This is a genomic window from Cellulosilyticum sp., assembly GCF_982396655.1.
This window is the reverse complement of the sequence record NZ_CEVXFV010000004.1, coordinates 15,287-34,569: the sequence shown is the minus strand read 5'-3', so window position 1 is coordinate 34,569 and position 19,283 is coordinate 15,287. Positions and strand designations below refer to the sequence as shown.

Annotated in this window: 20 protein-coding genes; 19 read left to right on the top strand and 1 reads right to left on the bottom strand. The window is 36.1% G+C overall.

The window, feature by feature from the left end; all coding sequences use genetic code 11:
- The first annotated feature begins 67 nt into the window (after window positions 1-67).
- From rpsO to AC1VAQ_RS02715, 4 genes are all read left to right on the top strand, one after another.
- Window positions 68-331 (top strand): 30S ribosomal protein S15, encoded by a 264-nt coding sequence (gene rpsO / locus AC1VAQ_RS02730; RefSeq protein WP_302595274.1) that lies wholly within the window; start codon window positions 68-70, stop codon window positions 329-331.
- 260 nt (window positions 332-591) lie between these two features.
- On the top strand, window positions 592-2,706 hold the full coding sequence (locus tag AC1VAQ_RS02725; protein ID WP_302595276.1) for a polyribonucleotide nucleotidyltransferase: 2,115 nt from the start codon (window positions 592-594) through the stop codon (window positions 2,704-2,706).
- 71 nt (window positions 2,707-2,777) lie between these two features.
- Complete coding sequence (locus AC1VAQ_RS02720; protein ID WP_302595279.1) at window positions 2,778-3,446, top strand: CPBP family intramembrane glutamic endopeptidase; 669 nt, start codon at window positions 2,778-2,780, stop codon at window positions 3,444-3,446.
- A gap of 70 nt (window positions 3,447-3,516) precedes the next feature.
- Window positions 3,517-4,248 carry a flavin reductase family protein gene (locus AC1VAQ_RS02715; protein WP_302595372.1) on the top strand — a complete coding sequence of 244 codons (732 nt, stop codon included), beginning with the start codon at window positions 3,517-3,519 and terminating at the stop codon, window positions 4,246-4,248.
- A gap of 9 nt (window positions 4,249-4,257) precedes the next feature.
- Here the strand turns inward: AC1VAQ_RS02715 and AC1VAQ_RS02710 are convergent, their stop codons facing one another.
- Window positions 4,258-4,908 carry a DUF4397 domain-containing protein gene (locus tag AC1VAQ_RS02710; protein ID WP_302595282.1) on the bottom strand — a complete coding sequence of 217 codons (651 nt, stop codon included), beginning with the start codon at window positions 4,906-4,908 and terminating at the stop codon, window positions 4,258-4,260.
- Window positions 4,909-5,009: 101 nt separating this feature from the next.
- Between AC1VAQ_RS02710 and AC1VAQ_RS02705 the strand changes: the two genes are divergently transcribed.
- From AC1VAQ_RS02705 to AC1VAQ_RS02635, 15 genes are all read left to right on the top strand, one after another.
- On the top strand, window positions 5,010-6,146 hold the full coding sequence (locus tag AC1VAQ_RS02705; RefSeq protein WP_479903443.1) for an AlbA family DNA-binding domain-containing protein: 1,137 nt from the start codon (window positions 5,010-5,012) through the stop codon (window positions 6,144-6,146).
- On the top strand, window positions 6,143-6,493 hold the full coding sequence (locus AC1VAQ_RS02700; RefSeq protein WP_302595286.1) for a hypothetical protein: 351 nt from the start codon (window positions 6,143-6,145) through the stop codon (window positions 6,491-6,493). The genes AC1VAQ_RS02705 and AC1VAQ_RS02700 overlap by 4 nt, the downstream gene beginning before the upstream one ends.
- Window positions 6,494-6,913: an ATP-binding protein gene (locus AC1VAQ_RS02695; protein WP_302595288.1), complete on the top strand. Its 420-nt coding sequence runs from the start codon at window positions 6,494-6,496 to the stop codon at window positions 6,911-6,913.
- 11 nt (window positions 6,914-6,924) lie between these two features.
- Window positions 6,925-8,253, top strand: a complete 1,329-nt coding sequence (locus tag AC1VAQ_RS02690; RefSeq protein ID WP_302595291.1) for a [Fe-Fe] hydrogenase large subunit C-terminal domain-containing protein — start codon at window positions 6,925-6,927, stop codon at window positions 8,251-8,253.
- Window positions 8,254-8,586 (top strand): DRTGG domain-containing protein, encoded by a 333-nt coding sequence (locus AC1VAQ_RS02685; RefSeq protein ID WP_302595294.1) that lies wholly within the window; start codon window positions 8,254-8,256, stop codon window positions 8,584-8,586.
- 9 nt (window positions 8,587-8,595) lie between these two features.
- Window positions 8,596-9,336, top strand: coding sequence for a PHP domain-containing protein (locus AC1VAQ_RS02680; RefSeq protein WP_302595296.1), 741 nt, complete (start codon window positions 8,596-8,598; stop codon window positions 9,334-9,336).
- 129 nt (window positions 9,337-9,465) lie between these two features.
- Window positions 9,466-9,957, top strand: coding sequence for an NADH-quinone oxidoreductase subunit NuoE family protein (locus AC1VAQ_RS02675; RefSeq protein WP_302595298.1), 492 nt, complete (start codon window positions 9,466-9,468; stop codon window positions 9,955-9,957).
- A gap of 21 nt (window positions 9,958-9,978) precedes the next feature.
- Complete coding sequence (locus AC1VAQ_RS02670) at window positions 9,979-10,377, top strand: (2Fe-2S) ferredoxin domain-containing protein (protein ID WP_302595299.1); 399 nt, start codon at window positions 9,979-9,981, stop codon at window positions 10,375-10,377.
- Between the two features lie 16 nt (window positions 10,378-10,393).
- On the top strand, window positions 10,394-12,181 hold the full coding sequence (nuoF, locus tag AC1VAQ_RS02665; protein WP_302595301.1) for an NADH-quinone oxidoreductase subunit NuoF: 1,788 nt from the start codon (window positions 10,394-10,396) through the stop codon (window positions 12,179-12,181).
- 18 nt (window positions 12,182-12,199) lie between these two features.
- The gene (locus AC1VAQ_RS02660) at window positions 12,200-13,954 is read left to right on the top strand and encodes an NADH-dependent [FeFe] hydrogenase, group A6 (protein ID WP_302595304.1); all 1,755 of its coding nucleotides are present in this window, start codon (window positions 12,200-12,202) and stop codon (window positions 13,952-13,954) included.
- A gap of 62 nt (window positions 13,955-14,016) precedes the next feature.
- Window positions 14,017-14,256: a (2Fe-2S) ferredoxin domain-containing protein gene (locus AC1VAQ_RS02655; protein WP_302595306.1), complete on the top strand. Its 240-nt coding sequence runs from the start codon at window positions 14,017-14,019 to the stop codon at window positions 14,254-14,256.
- A 28-nt stretch (window positions 14,257-14,284) separates the two neighbouring features.
- Window positions 14,285-15,994, top strand: coding sequence for a [Fe-Fe] hydrogenase large subunit C-terminal domain-containing protein (locus AC1VAQ_RS02650; protein WP_479903442.1), 1,710 nt, complete (start codon window positions 14,285-14,287; stop codon window positions 15,992-15,994).
- Entirely contained in the window at window positions 15,991-17,151 is a 1,161-nt protein-coding gene (locus tag AC1VAQ_RS02645) for a SpoIIE family protein phosphatase (RefSeq protein ID WP_302595312.1), read from the top strand. Before AC1VAQ_RS02650 ends, AC1VAQ_RS02645 begins: the two co-directional genes overlap by 4 nt.
- A gap of 157 nt (window positions 17,152-17,308) precedes the next feature.
- Window positions 17,309-18,715 (top strand): aminopeptidase, encoded by a 1,407-nt coding sequence (locus AC1VAQ_RS02640; RefSeq protein ID WP_302595315.1) that lies wholly within the window; start codon window positions 17,309-17,311, stop codon window positions 18,713-18,715.
- Window positions 18,716-18,764: 49 nt separating this feature from the next.
- Window positions 18,765-19,283, top strand: a complete 519-nt coding sequence (locus AC1VAQ_RS02635) for a peptidylprolyl isomerase (protein WP_302595317.1) — start codon at window positions 18,765-18,767, stop codon at window positions 19,281-19,283.

The window sequence follows — 19,283 nt, the reverse complement described above, 5'->3', positions numbered from 1 at the left end:
ATATCGGACGCTCCGACCATATCTTAGTGCTTGGCATAAATATTTAAAATTATAGGAGGTCATTACAATGACAAAAGAACGTAAACAAGAGATTATTGCTCAATACGGTAGAAAAGTACAAGACACTGGGTCTCCAGAAGTTCAAATTGCTTTATTAACAGAAAGAATCAACCACTTAACAGAGCACTTAAGAACACACAAAAAAGATCACCACTCACGTCGTGGTTTATTAATGATGGTTGGTAAAAGAAGAGGTCTTCTTGACTACTTAATCAAAACAGATATCGAAAGATACCGTGCAATCATCGCTCAACTTGGAATCAGAAAATAATTTTAAAAAGGGTGGAGTATTCCGCCCTTTTTTGTAAAGTTTCTAAAGAATTTGATATATAAAAGTCTTGAAAATACTTTACATATGTTGTTGATGATAATTAATTTGTAAGAAGATGAGGAATGATGTTTTGTGTGCAATGTTATAATTTGCTTAAAGAAAATAGGAGTATAAAATACAGTTTAAGCGAACTATAAGATTGCGCAACAAAAATTTCTCTTCTTACTTCTTACAATGATAACTTGAAAGGAGAAATGAATATGGTAAAAAATTATTCAACCATGTTAGCTGGAAGAAAACTTTCAGTAGAGATTGGAAAAGTAGCAGAACTTGCTAATGCATCAGCAATGGTAAGTTATGGTGATACAGTAATTCTTGCGACAGTTGTAGCAAGTGAAGAACCTAAAGAAGGAGTAGATTTCTTCCCTCTTAGTGTAAATTATGAAGAAAAGTTCTATGCAGTAGGACGTCTTCCGGGTGGATTTATTAAACGTGAATCAAGACCATCTGAAAAAGCTATTTTGACATCAAGGGTAATTGACCGTCCAATGCGTCCATTATTCCCTAAAGATTATAGAAATGATGTTGTAATCACAACAACAGTTCTTTCTGTGGATCAGGATTGTAGTCCAGAAGTGACAGCTATGATTGCAGCTTCACTTGTAGTGGATATTTCAGATATTCCATTTGCGGGTCCAGTAGGTTCTGTACAAGTAGGTCTTGTAGATGGTGAACTTGTATTTAATCCAAATCAAGCCGAGCGTCAAAAATCAGATTTAGCTTTAACAGTATCTTCTACAAAAGATAAAGTAATGATGATTGAAGCAGGTGCTAATGAAGTTGCAGATGATGTAATGTATGATGCGATTATGAAGGCACATGACTTTAACCAACAAGTGGTATCATTCATCCAAAGTATAAAAGATGATTGTGGTAAAGAAAAAGCAATGGATTATGTGAGATTTGCTGTACCAGAAGAGATTTACAATGAAATTACTTCTTACATTGGTTCAGAAGAAATGGAAGTAGCTGTTTTTACAGATGATAAACAAACTAGAGAAAAACAACTTAAAGTACTTAAAGAGTTAGTTACTGAAAAATTAACTGAAGCTGGTAAAGAAGATTACCTTGAGTATTTAGAAGATGCATTTTATCAATTTGAAAAGAAAACTGTGCGTAAGATGATTTTAAAAGACCATAAACGTCCAGATGGTCGTAAACTTGATGAAATTAGACACCTTGCTGCAGAAGTAGATTTACTTCCTAGAGCACATGGTACAGGTCTTTTCACAAGAGGTCAAACTCAAGTTCTTACAGTTGCAACACTTGCTGCATTATCAGAAATGCAAGTACTTGATGGCTTAGATGAATTAGAGGTTTCTAAACGTTATATGCATCATTATAACTTCCCACCATATTCAGTAGGGGAAGCACGTGCACCACGTGCACCAGGACGTCGTGAGATTGGACATGGAGCACTTGCAGAACGCGCACTTGTACCAGTACTTCCAACAGAAGCAGAATTCCCATATGCAATTCGTACAGTATCAGAAGTACTTAGCTCAAATGGTTCAACATCACAAGCTAGTATCTGTGGTTCAACACTTGCACTTATGGCTGCAGGTGTACCTATTACAGCACCTGTTGCAGGTATTTCAGTAGGTCTTGTAACAGGAGAAACAGATGATGATTTCGTACTTCTTACAGATATTCAAGGATTAGAAGACTTCTTTGGAGATATGGACTTTAAAGTAGGTGGTACACACAAAGGGATTACAGCTATCCAAATGGATATGAAAATCCAAGGTTTAACACCAGAAATTATTAAAGGTGCTTTAGAAAATACAAGACAAGCACGTTACCATATTATTGATGATGTTATGTTAAAAGCCATTCCAGCTGTACGTAATCATTTATCACCATACGCACCAGTTATTACACAAATTACTATTGACCCAGAGAAAATTAGCGAAGTAATTGGACCAAAGGGTAAAATGATTAACCGTATTATTGAAGAAACTGGTGTTAAAATTGATATAGAAGATGATGGGCGTGTATTTATCTGTGGTGCAGATGCAGATAAAGCACAGCAAGCTATTAAAATGATTGAAGGTATCGCAAAACCTGTTGAAGAAGGTCAAGTATTCATGGGTAAAGTAGTACGCCTTATGAACTTTGGTGCATTCGTAGAAATTGCACCAGGTAAAGAGGGTCTTGTACACATTTCTCAACTTGCACATGAACGTATTGCAAAAGTAGAGGATGTTGTAAATGTTGGCGATCCAATTGAAGTAAAAGTTATTGAAATTGACAAACAAGGTCGCATCAATTTATCACATAAAGTGTTAGTAGAAAAACCAGAACAACAACAATAATAAAAAGGCCTACTTTTTGGTAGGCCTTTTTATTGTGAAGATAATAGGATATGTGTGTTAGGAGGAGCATTATGCGACATTATAAAAAAATAGAAGTCATTGGTTATGTGATTTTAATGCTACTATGGTTTATAGGAAGTCAGCTTTTAGTAGGAAATCTCACTTATTTAATAGTAGGAAAAACAGCTTATGAAAGTTTCTATAGTGCCCATCATTATGCATTAAATTTAGTATCACAGCTAGTATGTCTAGGGGTGGTACTGGGAGTTGATTATAAAAATAAGCAGTTTGAAATGCATAGAATTTGGTTAGGTATGAAAGAAATTTTTGCTTATATAGGGATAGGTGTTTTATTATACGGAATATGTATAGGTATTAATTTAATATTGTTACCTTATTTCCCGGGCTATAGTGCAATTAGTGAGATGTTTGATCATAGTGAACCTATTTTAAACTTTATTGTAATTGTTGTTATGGCACCTGTTTTAGAAGAATATGTATTTAGAGGAAAAGTACAATCATTTGTTAAAAGAGAATTTAATCCAGTGATTGCAATACTTGCACAGGCTTTATTATTTGGGAGCTTGCATAGTTTAGCCTTACAAAAGATATATGCTAGTATAATGGGAATACTTTTAGGAACTATTAAGGAAAAAACAAATAAACTACAAAGCTCTATCATAGTGCATATGACTGTAAACTTGATTGGATGGTTTATTGGTGTAGTTGCGAATGTGTAGACTTGAAATACCACTAATATATTGATATGCTAAAGTTATATAGATTGAAAGGATTTAAAAGATGAAAAAAATAAAAAAACAAAAGTGGAAAGCCGGTAATATGGTGTATCCTATTCCAGCAGCTATGATTAGTTGTGGTGATTTAGAGCGTACTAATATTGTTACTGTCGGTTGGACAGGAACTATTTGTACAAATCCAGCTATGACTTATATCTCACTAAGACCTTCTAGATTTTCTTATAATATTATTAAGGAAACAGGTTATTTTGTAATCAACCTTACAACGAGAGATTTAGCTTATGCAACGGATTATTGTGGTGTAAAAAGTGGCCGTGATTACGATAAATTCAAAGAAATGGGACTAACTCCTATCTGGGATGAAGATACAAAGTGTCCAATGATTGGTGAAAGTCCTGTAAGTATAGTTTGTGAAGTGACCGAGATTAAAGAATTAGGCTCACATGATATGTTTATAGCAAAGGTATTAAATATCTATGTGAATGAAGAATTTATGGATGAAAAAGGTAAGTTCCATCTCAATGATAGTGATCTAATTGCCTATTCTCATGGAACTTACCTTACATTAGGTGAACCATTAGGAACCTTTGGTTATTCTGTACGTAAAGGTGGTACAAAAGAAGCAGAGGCAAAGAAAGCTAAACTTTTAAAAGAAGCTGCACACAATAGAAAGAACACTAAAAGTATTAAAGCTAAGCCTAATAAGGAAAAAGCAGTAGGTAAAAGTAAGACAAGTACAAAAAATGGATTTAAACCTAAAAATAAGAAAAAGAAATTTAAATAAAGCATGTGTTTAATCGGTAGGCTTGGTTAAATGTAAATAGGAGTTACCATCAATAGATAATATAATCTGTGGTGGTGTCTCCTCTTTTTTATTGCCAATTATATAAAGTGTATAAAAGCGTTCTAATTTAAGTTCTAAGTTATTAAGCTCTAGAAATGGTTTTTGTGTTAAATTAACTAATATATTAAGAGTATAGGTATTAGGAAGTAGTGGAAAATAAGGTGTCATTTCATAGCAAGAGACCTTTTTATAAATATCTTTTTTTTCTGGACTAGTAAATCTAAGGTCTAGGAGGGAGGTGCTGTAATTAAAGTGACCGATGCGGCACATGCAGTGACCAGTAGGAATACCGCGTGTGACATCTTCTATCAGATAAAGTCCTATACGGTCACGATGTTTAGGATCTGTTAATAAGATAAGTGTATAAATTTTATAGGCACTAAGAGAGATTGTACGTTCATAAATAGGCTCTGTTGAATGATTAAGGGTAAGTATGACTTGATGCTCACCATAGGTGTGCAGTTTATAATGAGTGAAGTCTTCGTATAGGACATCTGAATAATATTTTTTACCATCAATGTAGACATCTATAGAAGGGGTAAAGCAGGCAATATGAAAGAAACGTAGATAAGCTTCTGGATCTTTATTTTTCTTGGACATACATACCTCCTGGAAGTTAAAAATAAACTTATTACAGTATATGTAAAAAGCAAGGAAAGTGAATATTAATCTTCATGAAATGGACATACAGGAGGGGAAAGATGAATACAAATAAAGTAAAGCATCTTTTAAAGCAAGAAGAAAGCTTTAAGCTAGATTTTAAACTAAAACTATCTATTGAATTGGATTCTGAGAAAAAGGAATTGGTAAGAGATATTATTGCCATGGCAAATACACCGGGCGGAAGAGGATACATAATTTTTGGCGTTAAGGACAAGACAAGGGAGGTTGTAGGCATAGAAGATGTTCCTGAAAATATTGAAGAGAGATTGCAACAGATTATTGCGAATAGGAGCATGCCGCCTGTACCGATTGCTTTTGACATGATTGCTTATGAGGGAAAGAAGCTGGGTGTAATTACCATTTATAAAAGCATGCAGGTTCCACATCAGATGTTAATGACGGGGGCCTTTTATATTCGGAGAGGTTCTACAACAGGACGAGCAACGAGACATGAGATTGCCAATATGTTACAACAGTATGGTATGTTGAGTTTTGAAAATGTGCCATGTAGGAATAGTAACCTCGCAGACTTAAATGAAAACCTTATAAAAAAGCATATAGGACATTTGCAGGGAGGAATAGGCGAAAATAAAACACTTTTAGAAGCATTAGGAATTATAACAGTAGATTTAGAAAAAGAGTCTTACTATCCAACTTATGGTGGTTTACTTTTATTTGGAATATTACCACAGATGTATATTCCACAAGCAGTATTAGAGGTAGAAACGGCAAATCAGTTAAAGGCTATCGGGGGAAATATTTTTAATATGATTGACGAATTTGAAGGACTAATGGAAAAGATTTTACCAAGTACATATCCGAAAATAGGGTTGTTAGAAGTTGTAACGAATGCAATCATTCATAGGAATTATTGGAATAATGAAGCATATATTAAGATTTATATTAGAGAGGAATATATAAAGGTGACAAATCCTATGAGTCATGAGTGGGAGGAAGCTAGAAATAGACAAACAAGAGTGAATACGTGGCTTTATACAAGATTACTACTTATGGGGCAAAAGCAGAATGATTTTCATCTAGGCATTGGGCTTGAGAAAACAAAGGCGATTTTTAAAGAAAAAGGCGGAATCCGTATTTTTGCAGATCCATTAACGGGATTATTTGAAGTCACATTACCAGCTATGAAACTGTATAAAAAGGGGGAAGAACAATGAAGCTGAGGCAGGTCAAAGAAATACTAGAAGCACAAGTATTTTCAAAGGAAGAACTATTAGATGAAGATATTTCGGCAGCCTGTGGATGTGATCTGATGAGTGATGTGCTGGCTTTTGCTAGTGACCATATTTTATTGCTTACAGGACTTATTAACTTACAGGTTATTCGAACAGCTGATATGTTAGACATAAAAGGTATTGTATTTGTCAGGGGAAAAGTACCGACTGAAGATATGCAGCAGCTAGCAAAGGAAAAGCAAATTTGTTTGCTCTCTACCAAACAGCCACTTTATATTGCGTGTGGTAAATTATACAGCAAAGGTCTTGGAGAAAAAGGGGAGAATTAGATGCAGTTACATTATGAAGTGGATGGAGAAGATTTCCTACGCGCAGGAGAGGCCTCGGCAGCTGTAAAGCGGGTTTTAAAGCAGCTTGGTATAAGTGGAGAGATTGTAAGGAAAGTAGCTATAGCTATGTATGAGGCGGAAATGAATATGGTCATTCATGGCAAGGGCGGAGAAATAGATGTGGTATTAACAAGCGAATATGTGGAAATCGTGCTTAAAGATGAGGGCCCAGGTATACCAGATATTGCACTTGCTATGAAGGAAGGTTATTCGACTGCACCTGCACATATTAGGGAGTTAGGATTTGGAGCAGGAATGGGACTGCCTAATATTAAAAAATATAGTGATGAATTGAATATCACTTCAAAGTGGGGAAAAGGTACAACTGTGAGGATTAAGGTGCTTTTAATGCCGAAATAGGAGGTGAAAAAGTGCATAGTCATTCAGTAACCTTAGACCAAGGACGATGCATTGGATGTACAGATTGTATTAAAAGATGCCCAACAGAGGCAATACGTGTAAGAGGTTCTAAAGCAACTATTATTGAAGAACGTTGTATAGATTGTGGAAATTGTATTCGAATCTGTAGAAATGGCGCTAAGAAGGCAGTGACAGATGATATAAGTTTAATGAATCAGTTTAAGTATAAGGTGGCATTGCCAGCGCCGTCGTTGTATGGACAATTTCCTAAGGCTCAACAAATTACCAGCATTTTAGATGCTTTATATGAAATAGGTTTTACAGAAGTCTTTGAAGTGGCAGCAGCAGGAGAAATGATTTCAAAATATACTTATGAGTATTTACAGACAGCTCAAACGTTTCCTGTAATTTCTTCTGCTTGCCCTGTTATTATACGCCTCATTCAGCGGCGATTTCCCTCACTTATTCATCATATTTTACCGATTATTTCACCTATGGAATTGGCAGCACGCTTTATAAAGCAGCAATATGCAGAAAAAGGAATAGGGCAGGGGGAGGTTGGTGTATTTTTTATTTCCCCATGTCCTGCAAAAGCAACTGATATTCATCGGCCTAAGGGAATTGAAAGTTCGGCTGTGGATGGAGTTTTTTCTATACAAAGTTTATATAAGCAGATTTTAAATATATTAGGTCACCCAACGTATAAAGGGGCAAGACGGCAAAGTGGTTCGAAGGGAATTGCCTGGGCTATGCGTACTGGCGGTGTAGATGAAGTAAGAATTAAAAATCATATTTCAGTAGATGGTATGGATAATGTGATTGGTATTTTAGAAAAGGTAGAGGATGGGACATTAAATCAGGTTGCTTATATAGAGGCTTTAGCATGTATCGGTGGTTGTTTAGGTGGCGTTTTAAATATAGAAAATGCTTTTATGAGTCGTAATACTTTAAAGAAATGGATTGATGAGGAGAGTAACAATAAGATGGAAACGGCACTTAATAGGAAACAGTTACAGGAGCATTTAGGAAAAATACCATATGGTTTTGAAAAAGATTTATCGCCAAGACTGGTGTTTACATTAGATAATGATGTCAATAAGGCACTAGAGAAAATGACGGATATTGAAAATCTTTATAAAAGGTTACCTCAAATAGATTGTGGTTCATGTGGTGCACCTACATGTAGGTGCTTTGCAGAGGATGTAGTGATGCAAAAGTCTAATATTGAAGAATGCATTTTTATTTTACGTGAAAAAATTAAGGAATTATCTGATCAAATGTACAGGTTAACTCAAACGGTTATTCCAACAGATAGTGAAAAAATGAAAGGTGGAAGTTAAATGACAGTAAGAGAAATGATGAATGGGATGGAAATTAAATTATTAGGGGGTGAGGGCGGATTAGATGAGCCCATAGAAGGTGGTTATGTGGGGGATCTATTAAGCTTTGTAATGGCTCATGCACAAGCAAAAGAGGTATGGATTACAGTGCAAGGTCATATGAATAGTATAGCAGTAGGTGTAATGACAGGTATTGGTGCCATTATTTTAGCAGAGGGGGTAGAACCAAATACAGATACAATTGAAAAAGCCAATGAAGAAAAGATTCCTATATTTACTTCAAGCAAAAGCAGTTTTGAACTGGCAAGCAAATTATCAAGGCTATTAGAGTAGGGCAATATTATGAAGGTTTATTATGATTTGCATATCCATACAGCTGCATCACCGTGTGGAGATGAAATGATGTCCCCACATAATATTGTGAACATGGCAAAGCTTAAAGGACTAGATGTAATCGCTATTACAGATCATCAAACTTGCCTTAACTGTAAGGCAGTGCAGAAAGTAGGCCAAGATAATGATCTGCTTGTAGTAGCGGGGATGGAAATAGAATGTGAAGAAGAATTTCACATGATTGCTTTATTTCCATCTTATGAGATTGCACAGCAGATAGAAGCTTATATTAAAACAGGTATGCCCAAGATTAAAAATAATATTCAATTATTTGGCAGACAGCAGTGTTTAAATGAGAAGGATGAGGTGATAGGTGAAATAGAAGATTTGTTGCTGATGGCTACAAAGTGGTCTGCTAGTGAAATTGTTCAATGTGTTACAGCAGTAGGTGGTGTAATTTATCCAGCACATATTGATAGAAATAGTTATAGTATCATAAGTCAGTTAGGGGTATTACCTAGTAAACCTATTTTTAATACCTTGGAGATTTCTAAAACAGCAGATTTGAGGCAATATACAAAACAGTATAAAGCACATCAGATTATCATATCTTCAGATGCTCATTACTTACAAGATATAAGCGAAGCTAATTATTTTTTAGAACTAAATGAGAAGCGCGTGCAATCTTTACTTGATAAACTAAAGACGCAAAGTTGTTCAATTACAAATCAGATAGAAGGAAATTGGTAAGAAACTTTGTTAAAAAATGAATTAATTGACAACTGTGTGGGGCTATGTTATTTTCATAAAGTAGACAGAAATATGAAAATAATTCAGTAAAATAACAACAAAAACATTGTTATATGAGGAGGATGACCCATGGCGTGTGAAAATTGCACCAATCAATTAACAGAAAGCTTATATAAGGAGTTAGAACAATTTATCCAGGAGTTACCGGAGAAAAGGGGCGCATTAATTGCTGTATTACACAAAGCACAAGGTATATTTGGCTACTTACCTAAAGAGGTACAGCAATTTGTTGCTAAGAAGCTAGAAGTACCTGTTTCACAAGTGTATGGTGTTGTAAGTTTTTATTCGTTTTTTACAATGAAACCAAAAGGTAAAAATCCGATTTCTGTATGTTTAGGAACAGCATGTTATGTAAGGGGATCAGACAAAGTATTAGAAGCTTTCAAAGAAGAATTAGACATTCAAATTGGGGAGACAACAGAAGATGGTGTATTTTCATTAGATGCATTAAGGTGTGTAGGAGCGTGTGGGCTTGCACCGGTTGTACTGATTGGAGATAAAGTATATGGTAAGATTACATCTAGAGAACAGGTAAAAAATATTTTAAATGAATATCGCTAATTTTAAAGGGGGAAGTCATCCATGCCTAAAATTATGTCCTTAGACGAATTAAAAGTGCTGCGAGAAAAGGTTAAAAATCAAGTAGACTTACGTGAAAAAGGTGAGAAGGTAGAACAAATGGCAGTGATTCGTGTAGCAATGGCCACTTGTGGCATTGCAGCAGGTGCACGTGAAGTGATGAATTTCTTAGCAGAAGAGGTAGCAAAGCGAAACCTTACTAATGTAGTGATTACACAAGGTGGATGTATGGGATATTGCTATGCAGAACCTACTGTAGAAGTTAAGTTACCAGGGAAGGAAGCAGTAGTATACGGTAATGTGACAAAGCAACGTGCTTTAGAAATATTAGAGAAGCATGTTTTAGGTGGGGAAATGATAGAGGGAATCATTCCTACAGGCCATAAATCCCTAGATGAATAATAAGGGAGGTCGCAAGATGTCTAAGTATACCATGCATATTCTAGTATGTGGTGGAACTGGCTGCATGTCTTCACATTCTACTGAAATTGTAGCAAACTTAAAGAAGTACATAGCTGAGGCTGGTATGAGTAATGCGGTACAAGTGCTGAGAACAGGCTGCTTTGGCTTTTGTGAGAAAGGACCTGTTGTAAAGATATTACCTGATAATACGTTTTATGTACAAGTTAAACCAGAAGATGCAGAGGATATTGTAAAAGAACATATTGTAAAAGGACGTAAGGTGGCAAGATTGCTTTATACAGATCCTACGACTAATACACATATTAGTGATTCAAAGCATATGGAATTTTATAAAAAACAAATGCGTGTAGCGCTTAGAAACTGTGGTTTCATTGATCCAACTAATATTGAAGAGTATATCGCTAGAGATGGATATGCTGCACTGGCCAAGGTGCTTACCATGTCACAAGAAGATGTTATTAATGAAGTGAAGGCATCAGGACTGCGTGGTCGTGGCGGTGGCGGTTTTCCTACTGGTTTGAAATGGGAGTTTGCTTATAAAAATCAATCAAATCAGAAATATGTAGTTTGTAATGCAGATGAAGGCGATCCTGGTGCTTTCATGGATCGTTCTATTCTAGAAGGCGACCCGAACTCTGTAGTAGAAGCTATGGCGATTTGTGGCTATGCTATAGGGGCAACTCAAGGCCTTGTTTATATTCGGGCAGAATATCCATTAGCTATTAAGCGATTGGAATCAGCTATTTCATCAGCTAGGGAATATGGTTTATTAGGCAAAAATATACTAGGTACTAACTTCAGTTTTGACATAGAAATACGTTTTGGCGCAGGTGCTTTTGTATGTGGAGAAGAGACAGCACTGATTCATTCTATGGAAGGTAAGCGTGGCGAACCTACTACAAAACCACCATTTCCAGCAGCAAGTGGTTATTGGGGTAAACCGACTAATGTTAACAATGTAGAAACCTTTGCAAATATCCCTGTAATTTTCTTGAAAGGAGCAGATTGGTTTAATAAGATCGGTACAGAAAAATCTAAAGGAACCAAGGTATTTGCTCTAGCAGGAAAAATTAATAATGTAGGTCTAATTGAGGTACCTATGGGGATTACACTCAGGGAAGTTATTTATGATATTGGTGGTGGCATTAAGGATGGTAAGAAATTTAAAGCTGTTCAGACAGGGGGGCCTTCTGGCGGTTGTCTAACAGAAAAAGACTTGGATACGCCTATAGATTTTGACAACCTTATTGCAAAAGGCTCAATGATGGGGTCAGGTGGTATGATTGTCATGGATGAAGATGACTGTATGCCAGCTGTTGCTAAATTTTATCTAGAATTTACAGCGGAAGAATCTTGTGGTAAATGTACACCTTGCCGAGTAGGAACAAAAAGGCTCCTTGAAATGCTTGAAAAAATCGTAGCTGGCAAGGGAACCAAGGAAGATTTAGAGCAGCTTGAAGCGTTAGGTCAGATTATAAAAGATACTGCTTTATGCGGACTTGGTCAGACTGCGCCTAATCCTGTACTATCTACCCTTAAGGTATTTAGAGATGAATATATTGCCCATGTAAAGGATAAAAAATGTCCATCAGGTCAATGTACAGCATTACTTTCTTATCAAATTACAGATAAATGTATTGGCTGTACAGCTTGTGCAAGAAACTGTCCTGTAGGTGCGATTACAGGCAGTGTAAAACATAAACATAGCATTGATCAAAGTAAATGTATTAAATGTGGTGCATGTATGAATAAATGTAAATTTGGCGCCATTATAAAAGGTTAGAAGAGGGGGAAGGCATATATGGCACAAGTTAAAGTCACCATTGATGGAATTACCGTAGGAGTACCAGCAGGTAGCACTGTGTTAGAAGCAGCAAGGCTTGCCAAAGTAGATATTCCTACGTTATGTTATTTAAATTTACATGGCACGCAAATGGAAAGTAAAGCTGCTTCTTGCAGGATTTGTGTAGTAGAAGTAGAAGGTAGGAGAAATCTAGCGCCGGCCTGCGCCACACCTGTTATGGAAGGAATGGTGGTAAAAACCAATACAATGCGTGTGTTGAAAGCCAGAAAAACAGTGTTGGAATTACTTTTGTCGGACCACCCTAAAGATTGCCTATCCTGTGTTAAATCAGGAGACTGTGAACTGCAAAACCTAGCAGAAAAGTTTGGACTTCGTCAGATTGAAATAGGTACAAATGGGGAGCAATCTACCTATTCTATGGACTGTAGTTTTTCTCTTGTAAGGGATATGGATAAATGCATTATGTGCAGACGGTGTGAAGCGATGTGTAATAAAGTGCAGAGTGTAGGAGTCCTAGCCGGTGTAGATAGAGGGTTTAAGGCTATTGTAGGAACAGCTTTTGGGACACCAATTATGGAGACAGTCTGTACCCACTGTGGGCAATGTGTAGCCGTTTGTCCAACGGGGGCACTTACAGAAAAAGAAAATATTAATGATGTTTACAAAGCACTTGCAAATCCACATAAAACGGTTATTGTACAAGTAGCACCGGCTGTAAGAGCAGCATTAGGTGAAGAATTTGATTGGCCGGCAGGTACCCTCATAACAGGTAAAATGGTAGCTGCTTTAAAACGTATGGGATTTGACTATGTTTTTGATACAGATTTTGCGGCAGATGTAACAATTATGGAAGAAGGAGCAGAGCTTATTGATCGTATAGAAAAGGTAACAAAAGGAGATCAAAGTGTAAGGCTTCCTATCTTAACGAGTTGCTGTCCCGCATGGGTTAATTTCTTTGAAACTCAGTACAGTGATTTATTAGACTTACCATCTACAGCACGTTCGCCACAACAAATTTTTGGGGCTATTGCTAAGTCTTATTTCTCAGAGAAGATGAATATTCCAAGAGAAGATATGGTAGTTGTTTCTGTTATGCCATGTTTAGCTAAGAAATATGAGGTGAAACGAGAAGAATTTAATAGTGATGTAGATATTAGTATTTCTACGAGGGAACTTGCACATCTTATTAAGCAGATGAATATTGATTTTGAAACCTTACCAGAGGAGGACTTTGATAGGCCGTTAGGTGAAGGCACAGGTGCTGCTGTAATCTTTGGGACGACAGGGGGGGTGATAGAAGCTGCTGTTCGTACTGCTTATGAGAAAATAACGGGAAAGACATTAGAGCGATTGGAGTTTGAAGCACTCCGAGGTTTTGAGGGAATACGTGTTGCCACCGTACCAATTGGAGATATGAATTTAAATATTGGGATTGCACATGGATTAGGTAATGCAAGAGTTTTGATGGATGAAATTAGAAATGGTAATCCAAGAAAACTGCATGCAATAGAAGTGATGGCTTGTCCTGGAGGTTGTATTGGCGGTGCAGGGCAACCTTATCACCATGGAGATGCTGAAATTTTACAAAAACGTCGTCAGGCACTTTATGCAGATGATAAGGCAAATGATATGCGTAAATCTCATGAAAATCCAGAGGTCCTAGAACTTTATGATTGTTATTTGAAAGCGCCATTAAGTCATAAGGCTCATGAACTTTTACACACTTATTATAAAGAAAAAAAACGTATTTAAAGAAATAGGGGATGCACAAGGCGTGTAGCCCCTTTATTTAATATTATATAAGAGGAGAAGACATGAAAACAATTAAAATTTGTATAGGGAGTGCTTGTCATCTCAAAGGTTCATATGATGTCATTGAGATTTTTAAACGCTTAATAGCAGAGAATCATTTAGAAAATCTAGTAGAATTAAGTGGGGCTTTTTGTACAGGAAATTGTATGCAAGCTGTTGTAGTTGTACGCTGGGATGGTCAAATATTTTCCGTAAATAAGGAAAATGCAGAAGAAATATTTATGAAGGAATTAGTTCCTTAAAAGACGTATTGTAAGAGGAGAGAGCAATATGTGGATTATTAATTTTTCAAAAGCAAATTGTAAAAACTGCTATGCATGTGCTAGGGCTTGCCCTGTGCATGCTATAGAAGTTAAAGATGAGCAGGCTAAAATTATGAAGGAACGTTGTATTGGTTGTGGGAAATGCTTAAAGGTATGTCCTCAAAATGCAAAGCAGGTCAAATCAGAGGTTGAAATTGTAAAAACTTACTTAAATCAAGGGAAGAAGGTTGTAGCTTCTGTGGCACCAGCCTTTGCGGCACTTTTTGAAAATAAGAGTCGCCGTTTAATAACAGGACTTCGCCAGCTAGGTTTTAGCAGTGTAGAAGAGACTGTCGTGGGTGCGGATTTAGTGACACAGACTTATGGTGTATTTGGAAATATGCCAGGGGAGCAGTGCTATATTACAAGTTGCTGCCCCACAGTCAATGCACTTATTCAAAAGCATTATCCAGAAATGTTGCCTTATTTGATTCCAGTTATTTCTCCGGCAACTTGTCATGCCAAACTCTTAAAACAGAAGTACGGGGAAGAGGCTAAGATTGTTTTTATAGGACCTTGTATATCTAAGAAGATAGAAGGTATTGAAGAAAAAGATTTGGATGCGGTCTTAACATTTGAGGAACTGTTTCATTGGTTTGAAAAGGAAAAAATTAATGTGTGGGAATTAGAAGAAACCCCCTTTGACCAAATTAATAAAAGGCAGCGAGGTTATCCAATAGTAGGTGGTGTCACAAGGAAGATTAATCCTAAAGAGATGCCAAGAAGGATTTTAAAGATTCATGGCATAGATGAATGTATTGATATGATTGCTTATATCAAAAATGGTGGGTTTAAAAATACACTATTAGAAGTACATGGTTGTCGTCATAGCTGCTTAGCCGGCGCAGGAATGCCACAAGATGGTACCAATATTTATGAGCGTAGTGAGCGGGTGAAAGACTATGCCCAATGGGAAAATTCTAAAGTATTAGAGGAAGAAAAAGATGAAACCAAGGTAACTATTGATCTGCATAAGGATTTTCCAAATTTAAAGAAGGAACTTAAAATGCCAACTGAAGAAGAGATTGAAGCTATATTAAGCAGTATAGGTAAGGAGACGAAGCTGGATGAATTAAATTGTGGAAGTTGCGGTTATCACACATGTAGAGAAAAGGCAGTAGCTGTTTATAATGGTATTGCTGAAGCTACTATGTGCTTGCCTTTTATGCGTCAAAAGGCAGAAACATTAACGAATGTAATTTTTGAAACGACGCCGAATATGATTATTATGGTAGATAAAAATCTAGAAATTTTAGAGGTTAATCCTGCAGCAAAACATTTCTTTTGTACTTATGGGGAAAACCTAGTTCATGAAAATATACAGACAATATTACCTGTATCATTATTTGAAAAGGTCAGAGCGACAAAGCAAGGTATTTTAAATCATAAAAATAATGTAGGGCAAAAAGAAGCTACTGTAATAGAAAGCATTATTTGGAGTGACTATCATCAGGTGATGTTGTGGATTGCCAATGATATTACAAGAGATGAAAAAATGGCAAAGCAAATACAAAATATGAAGATAGAAGCCATTGATATGGCACAACAGGTTATTAATAAGCAAATGACAGTAGCACAAGAAATTGCTAGCTTATTAGGAGAGACAACAGCTGAAACGAAGGTAACACTTACTAAGCTTAAAAAATTAATACAAGAGGAAGAGGATTTGGGAAAATGAAATTTTTTATGGATTTTGCGACAGGAAGTTTAAATAAGCATGGGGAGGAACTATGTGGAGATAAAGTAGAATTTTTTAATGAGCAGGATGGTTTTATTGCAGTGCTTTCAGATGGCTTAGGTAGTGGGGTGAAGGCTAATATTTTAGCAACCCTGACGGCTAAGATTGCAATTACTATGTTAAAGGATGGCCTTTCGATAGAAGAAGTAGTGGATACAATGATACATACACTTCCGGTGTGTTCAGTAAGAAAATTGGCTTATTCCACCTTTACTATTGTGAAAGTAGATAAGGAAGGAATGGTGTATATTGCAGAATTTGATAATCCAGGTGTATTCTTCCTTAGAAATGGAAAAATACAGGAGCTTGAGGGGCAAACAAAAGAAATTAATGGGAGACTGATTAAAGAAAGTCACCTTACCTTAGAAGAAAAGGATACTTTGGTCTTTGTAAGTGATGGTGTCATTCATGCAGGTGTGGGAATGGTATTAAACTTAGGATGGAGCTGGCCAGAGGTTGCTAATTACTTACAGAGTTTAAATGTTTCTAATCTGCATTCCAAAAAGATTACGTCTTTATTATTAGGTGTATGTGAAGACCTTTATATTAATCAGCCTGGAGATGATACAACTGTTGCAACAATCCAGGCCATTAAACCTAAAGAAGCTGTATTATTTTCAGGCCCTCCTAAAAATAAGGAAAATGACGAACGGCTTATTCAGACACTCATGCATAGCAAAGGCAAGAAAATTATTTGTGGTGGGACAGCCGCCAATATTGCTTCTAGAATTCTAGGACGTGAAGTAAGGACAAATATAGAGATGATTGATCGTAATATTCCACCTATTGGTTATATGGATGGGATTGACTTGGTAACAGAAGGTGTACTAACCATGGGCGCAGCTATTGAAAAACTAGAAAAAGTAAAAAATAGTAATGATTTAGAGTTTTTATATGGGCAAGATGGTGCTTCAAAGTTAGCTAGAATGCTGTTTGAAGATTGCACCCATATTAAGTTTTTAGTAGGGCAAGCCATTAATCCTGCCCATCAAAACCCAGACTTTCCAGATGCATTAAGTATTAAATTAAATGTTTTAAAACGCCTACAAGAGATTTTAATTCATCTAGGTAAGATTGTAACAGTAGAATATTATTAAATAGATATAAAAAAGCAATAGAATTATGTTATCTTTTTTTTATGATTTAATCCATGTATAATTTGAAAAACCTAACTTATACTATACAGTAGAATAGAGTTTGATATATAATTATGTAATATGGTATAATATTTTATTATTATCTAAGGAGGAAATTATGTCAGATAACATAAATGAGTTAAAAAAAGAGTATAAAAATGTATGGGAGGAGTATACTGAAGCAGATTTAGAAGCATTATTTGCATATGGTGAACGTTATAGAAAGTTTATTTCGTATAATAAAACAGAACGTGAGTGTGTACGTAGTATGGTAAAACAAGCAGAAGAGGCTGGCTATCGTAATATTGAAACGCTTATTGGCAAAGATGCAAAACTTACAGCAGGTGATAAAGTTTATGCCAACTATAAAGATAAAACATTAATTCTATTTTGCATTGGCCAAAGACCACTTTCAGAAGGTCTTAATTTATTAGGAGCACATTTAGACTCACCACGTCTAGATCTTAAACCAAATCCACTTTATGAAGATACAGATTTTGCAATGTTTAAAACACACTACTATGGTGGTGTTAAAAAATATCAATGGGTATCATTACCACTTGCGATTCATGGTGTAGTTGTGAAACAAAGTGGTGAAGTTGTTAATATTACAGTTGGTGAAGATGAACAAGATCCAGTAGTAGGTATTTCAGACCTTCTTATTCACTTAGCCAGCGAACAAATGCAAAAGAAATTAAGTGAAGCTATTAAGGGAGAAGACTTAAATATTTGTTTAGGTTCTATACCACTTAAAGGAGAAGAAAAAAATAAGGTAAAAGCAAATATTTTAAAGCTTCTACATGAAAAATATGGTATAGTGGAAGAAGACCTTGTTTCTGCTGAATTACAAATTGTACCAGCAGGTCCAGCACGCGACTATGGACTTGACCGCAGTATGATTATTGGTTATGGCCAAGATGACCGTGTATGTGGTTATGCTTCTTTAGAGGCGCAGCTTGAAGTTGAGAATCCAATTAAAACAACAGCTACAGTACTTGTAGACAAAGAAGAGATTGGAAGTGTAGGCGCTTCAGGTATGCAATCTAAATTTTTCGAGAATATGGTTGCGGAAGTATTAGAGCTTGTGGGAGAATACTCTAGCTTAAAACTAAGAAGAACACTTGCAAATTCTAAAATGCTTTCTTCAGACGTTACAGCAGGCTATGATCCAAATCATCCAAGTGTACTTGAGAAAAATAATGCAGCTTACTTTGGTAAAGGGGTTGTATTTAACAAATATACAGGTTCAAGAGGTAAATCAGGTTCAAATGAAGCAAATGCAGAATATGTAGCAGAACTTAGAAACATTATGGATCAAAATAATGTCACATGGCAAACTTCAGAACTCGGACGTATCGACCTTGGTGGAGGTGGTACAATTGCATATATTCTTGCAAATTATGGCATGGATGTTATTGACTGCGGTGTACCAGTTCATAGTATGCATGCACCTTGGGAGATTACAAGCAAGGCCGATTTATATGAAATGAGAAAAGCATACATTGCTTTCTTACAAAATGCATAAGCTTAAAGAGATGCATTTAGCAAAACACAAGCATTAAAGGAGAATTAAAATGGAAAACCCAATTGTAACATTTACTATGGAAGATGGTGCACAAATTATTGCAGAGCTTTATCCAGAAGTTGCACCAGAAAGCGTTAAAAACTTTATCTCACTTATTCAAAAAGGATTTTATGATGGTCTTACATTCCACCGTATTATCCCTGGCTTCATGATTCAAGGTGGATGCCCAGAAGGTAGTGGAATGGGTGGTCCTGGTTACCATATTAAAGGTGAATTTGCATCAAATGGTTTCAAAAATGAGCTTAAACACACAAGAGGTGTGCTTTCAATGGCACGTGCGATGAATCCTAACTCAGCTGGTTCACAATTCTTTATCATGCATGCAGCAGCACCACACTTAGATGGTGATTATGCGGCATTTGGTAAAGTTATTGAGGGCATGGACACTGTAGATTATATTGCAAAAACACCTACAACATATGGTGACAAACCAAAAACACCAGTTGTAATCAAAACAGTTACAGTAGATACAAAAGGACAAACATTCGAAGAGCCTAACAAATTCTAG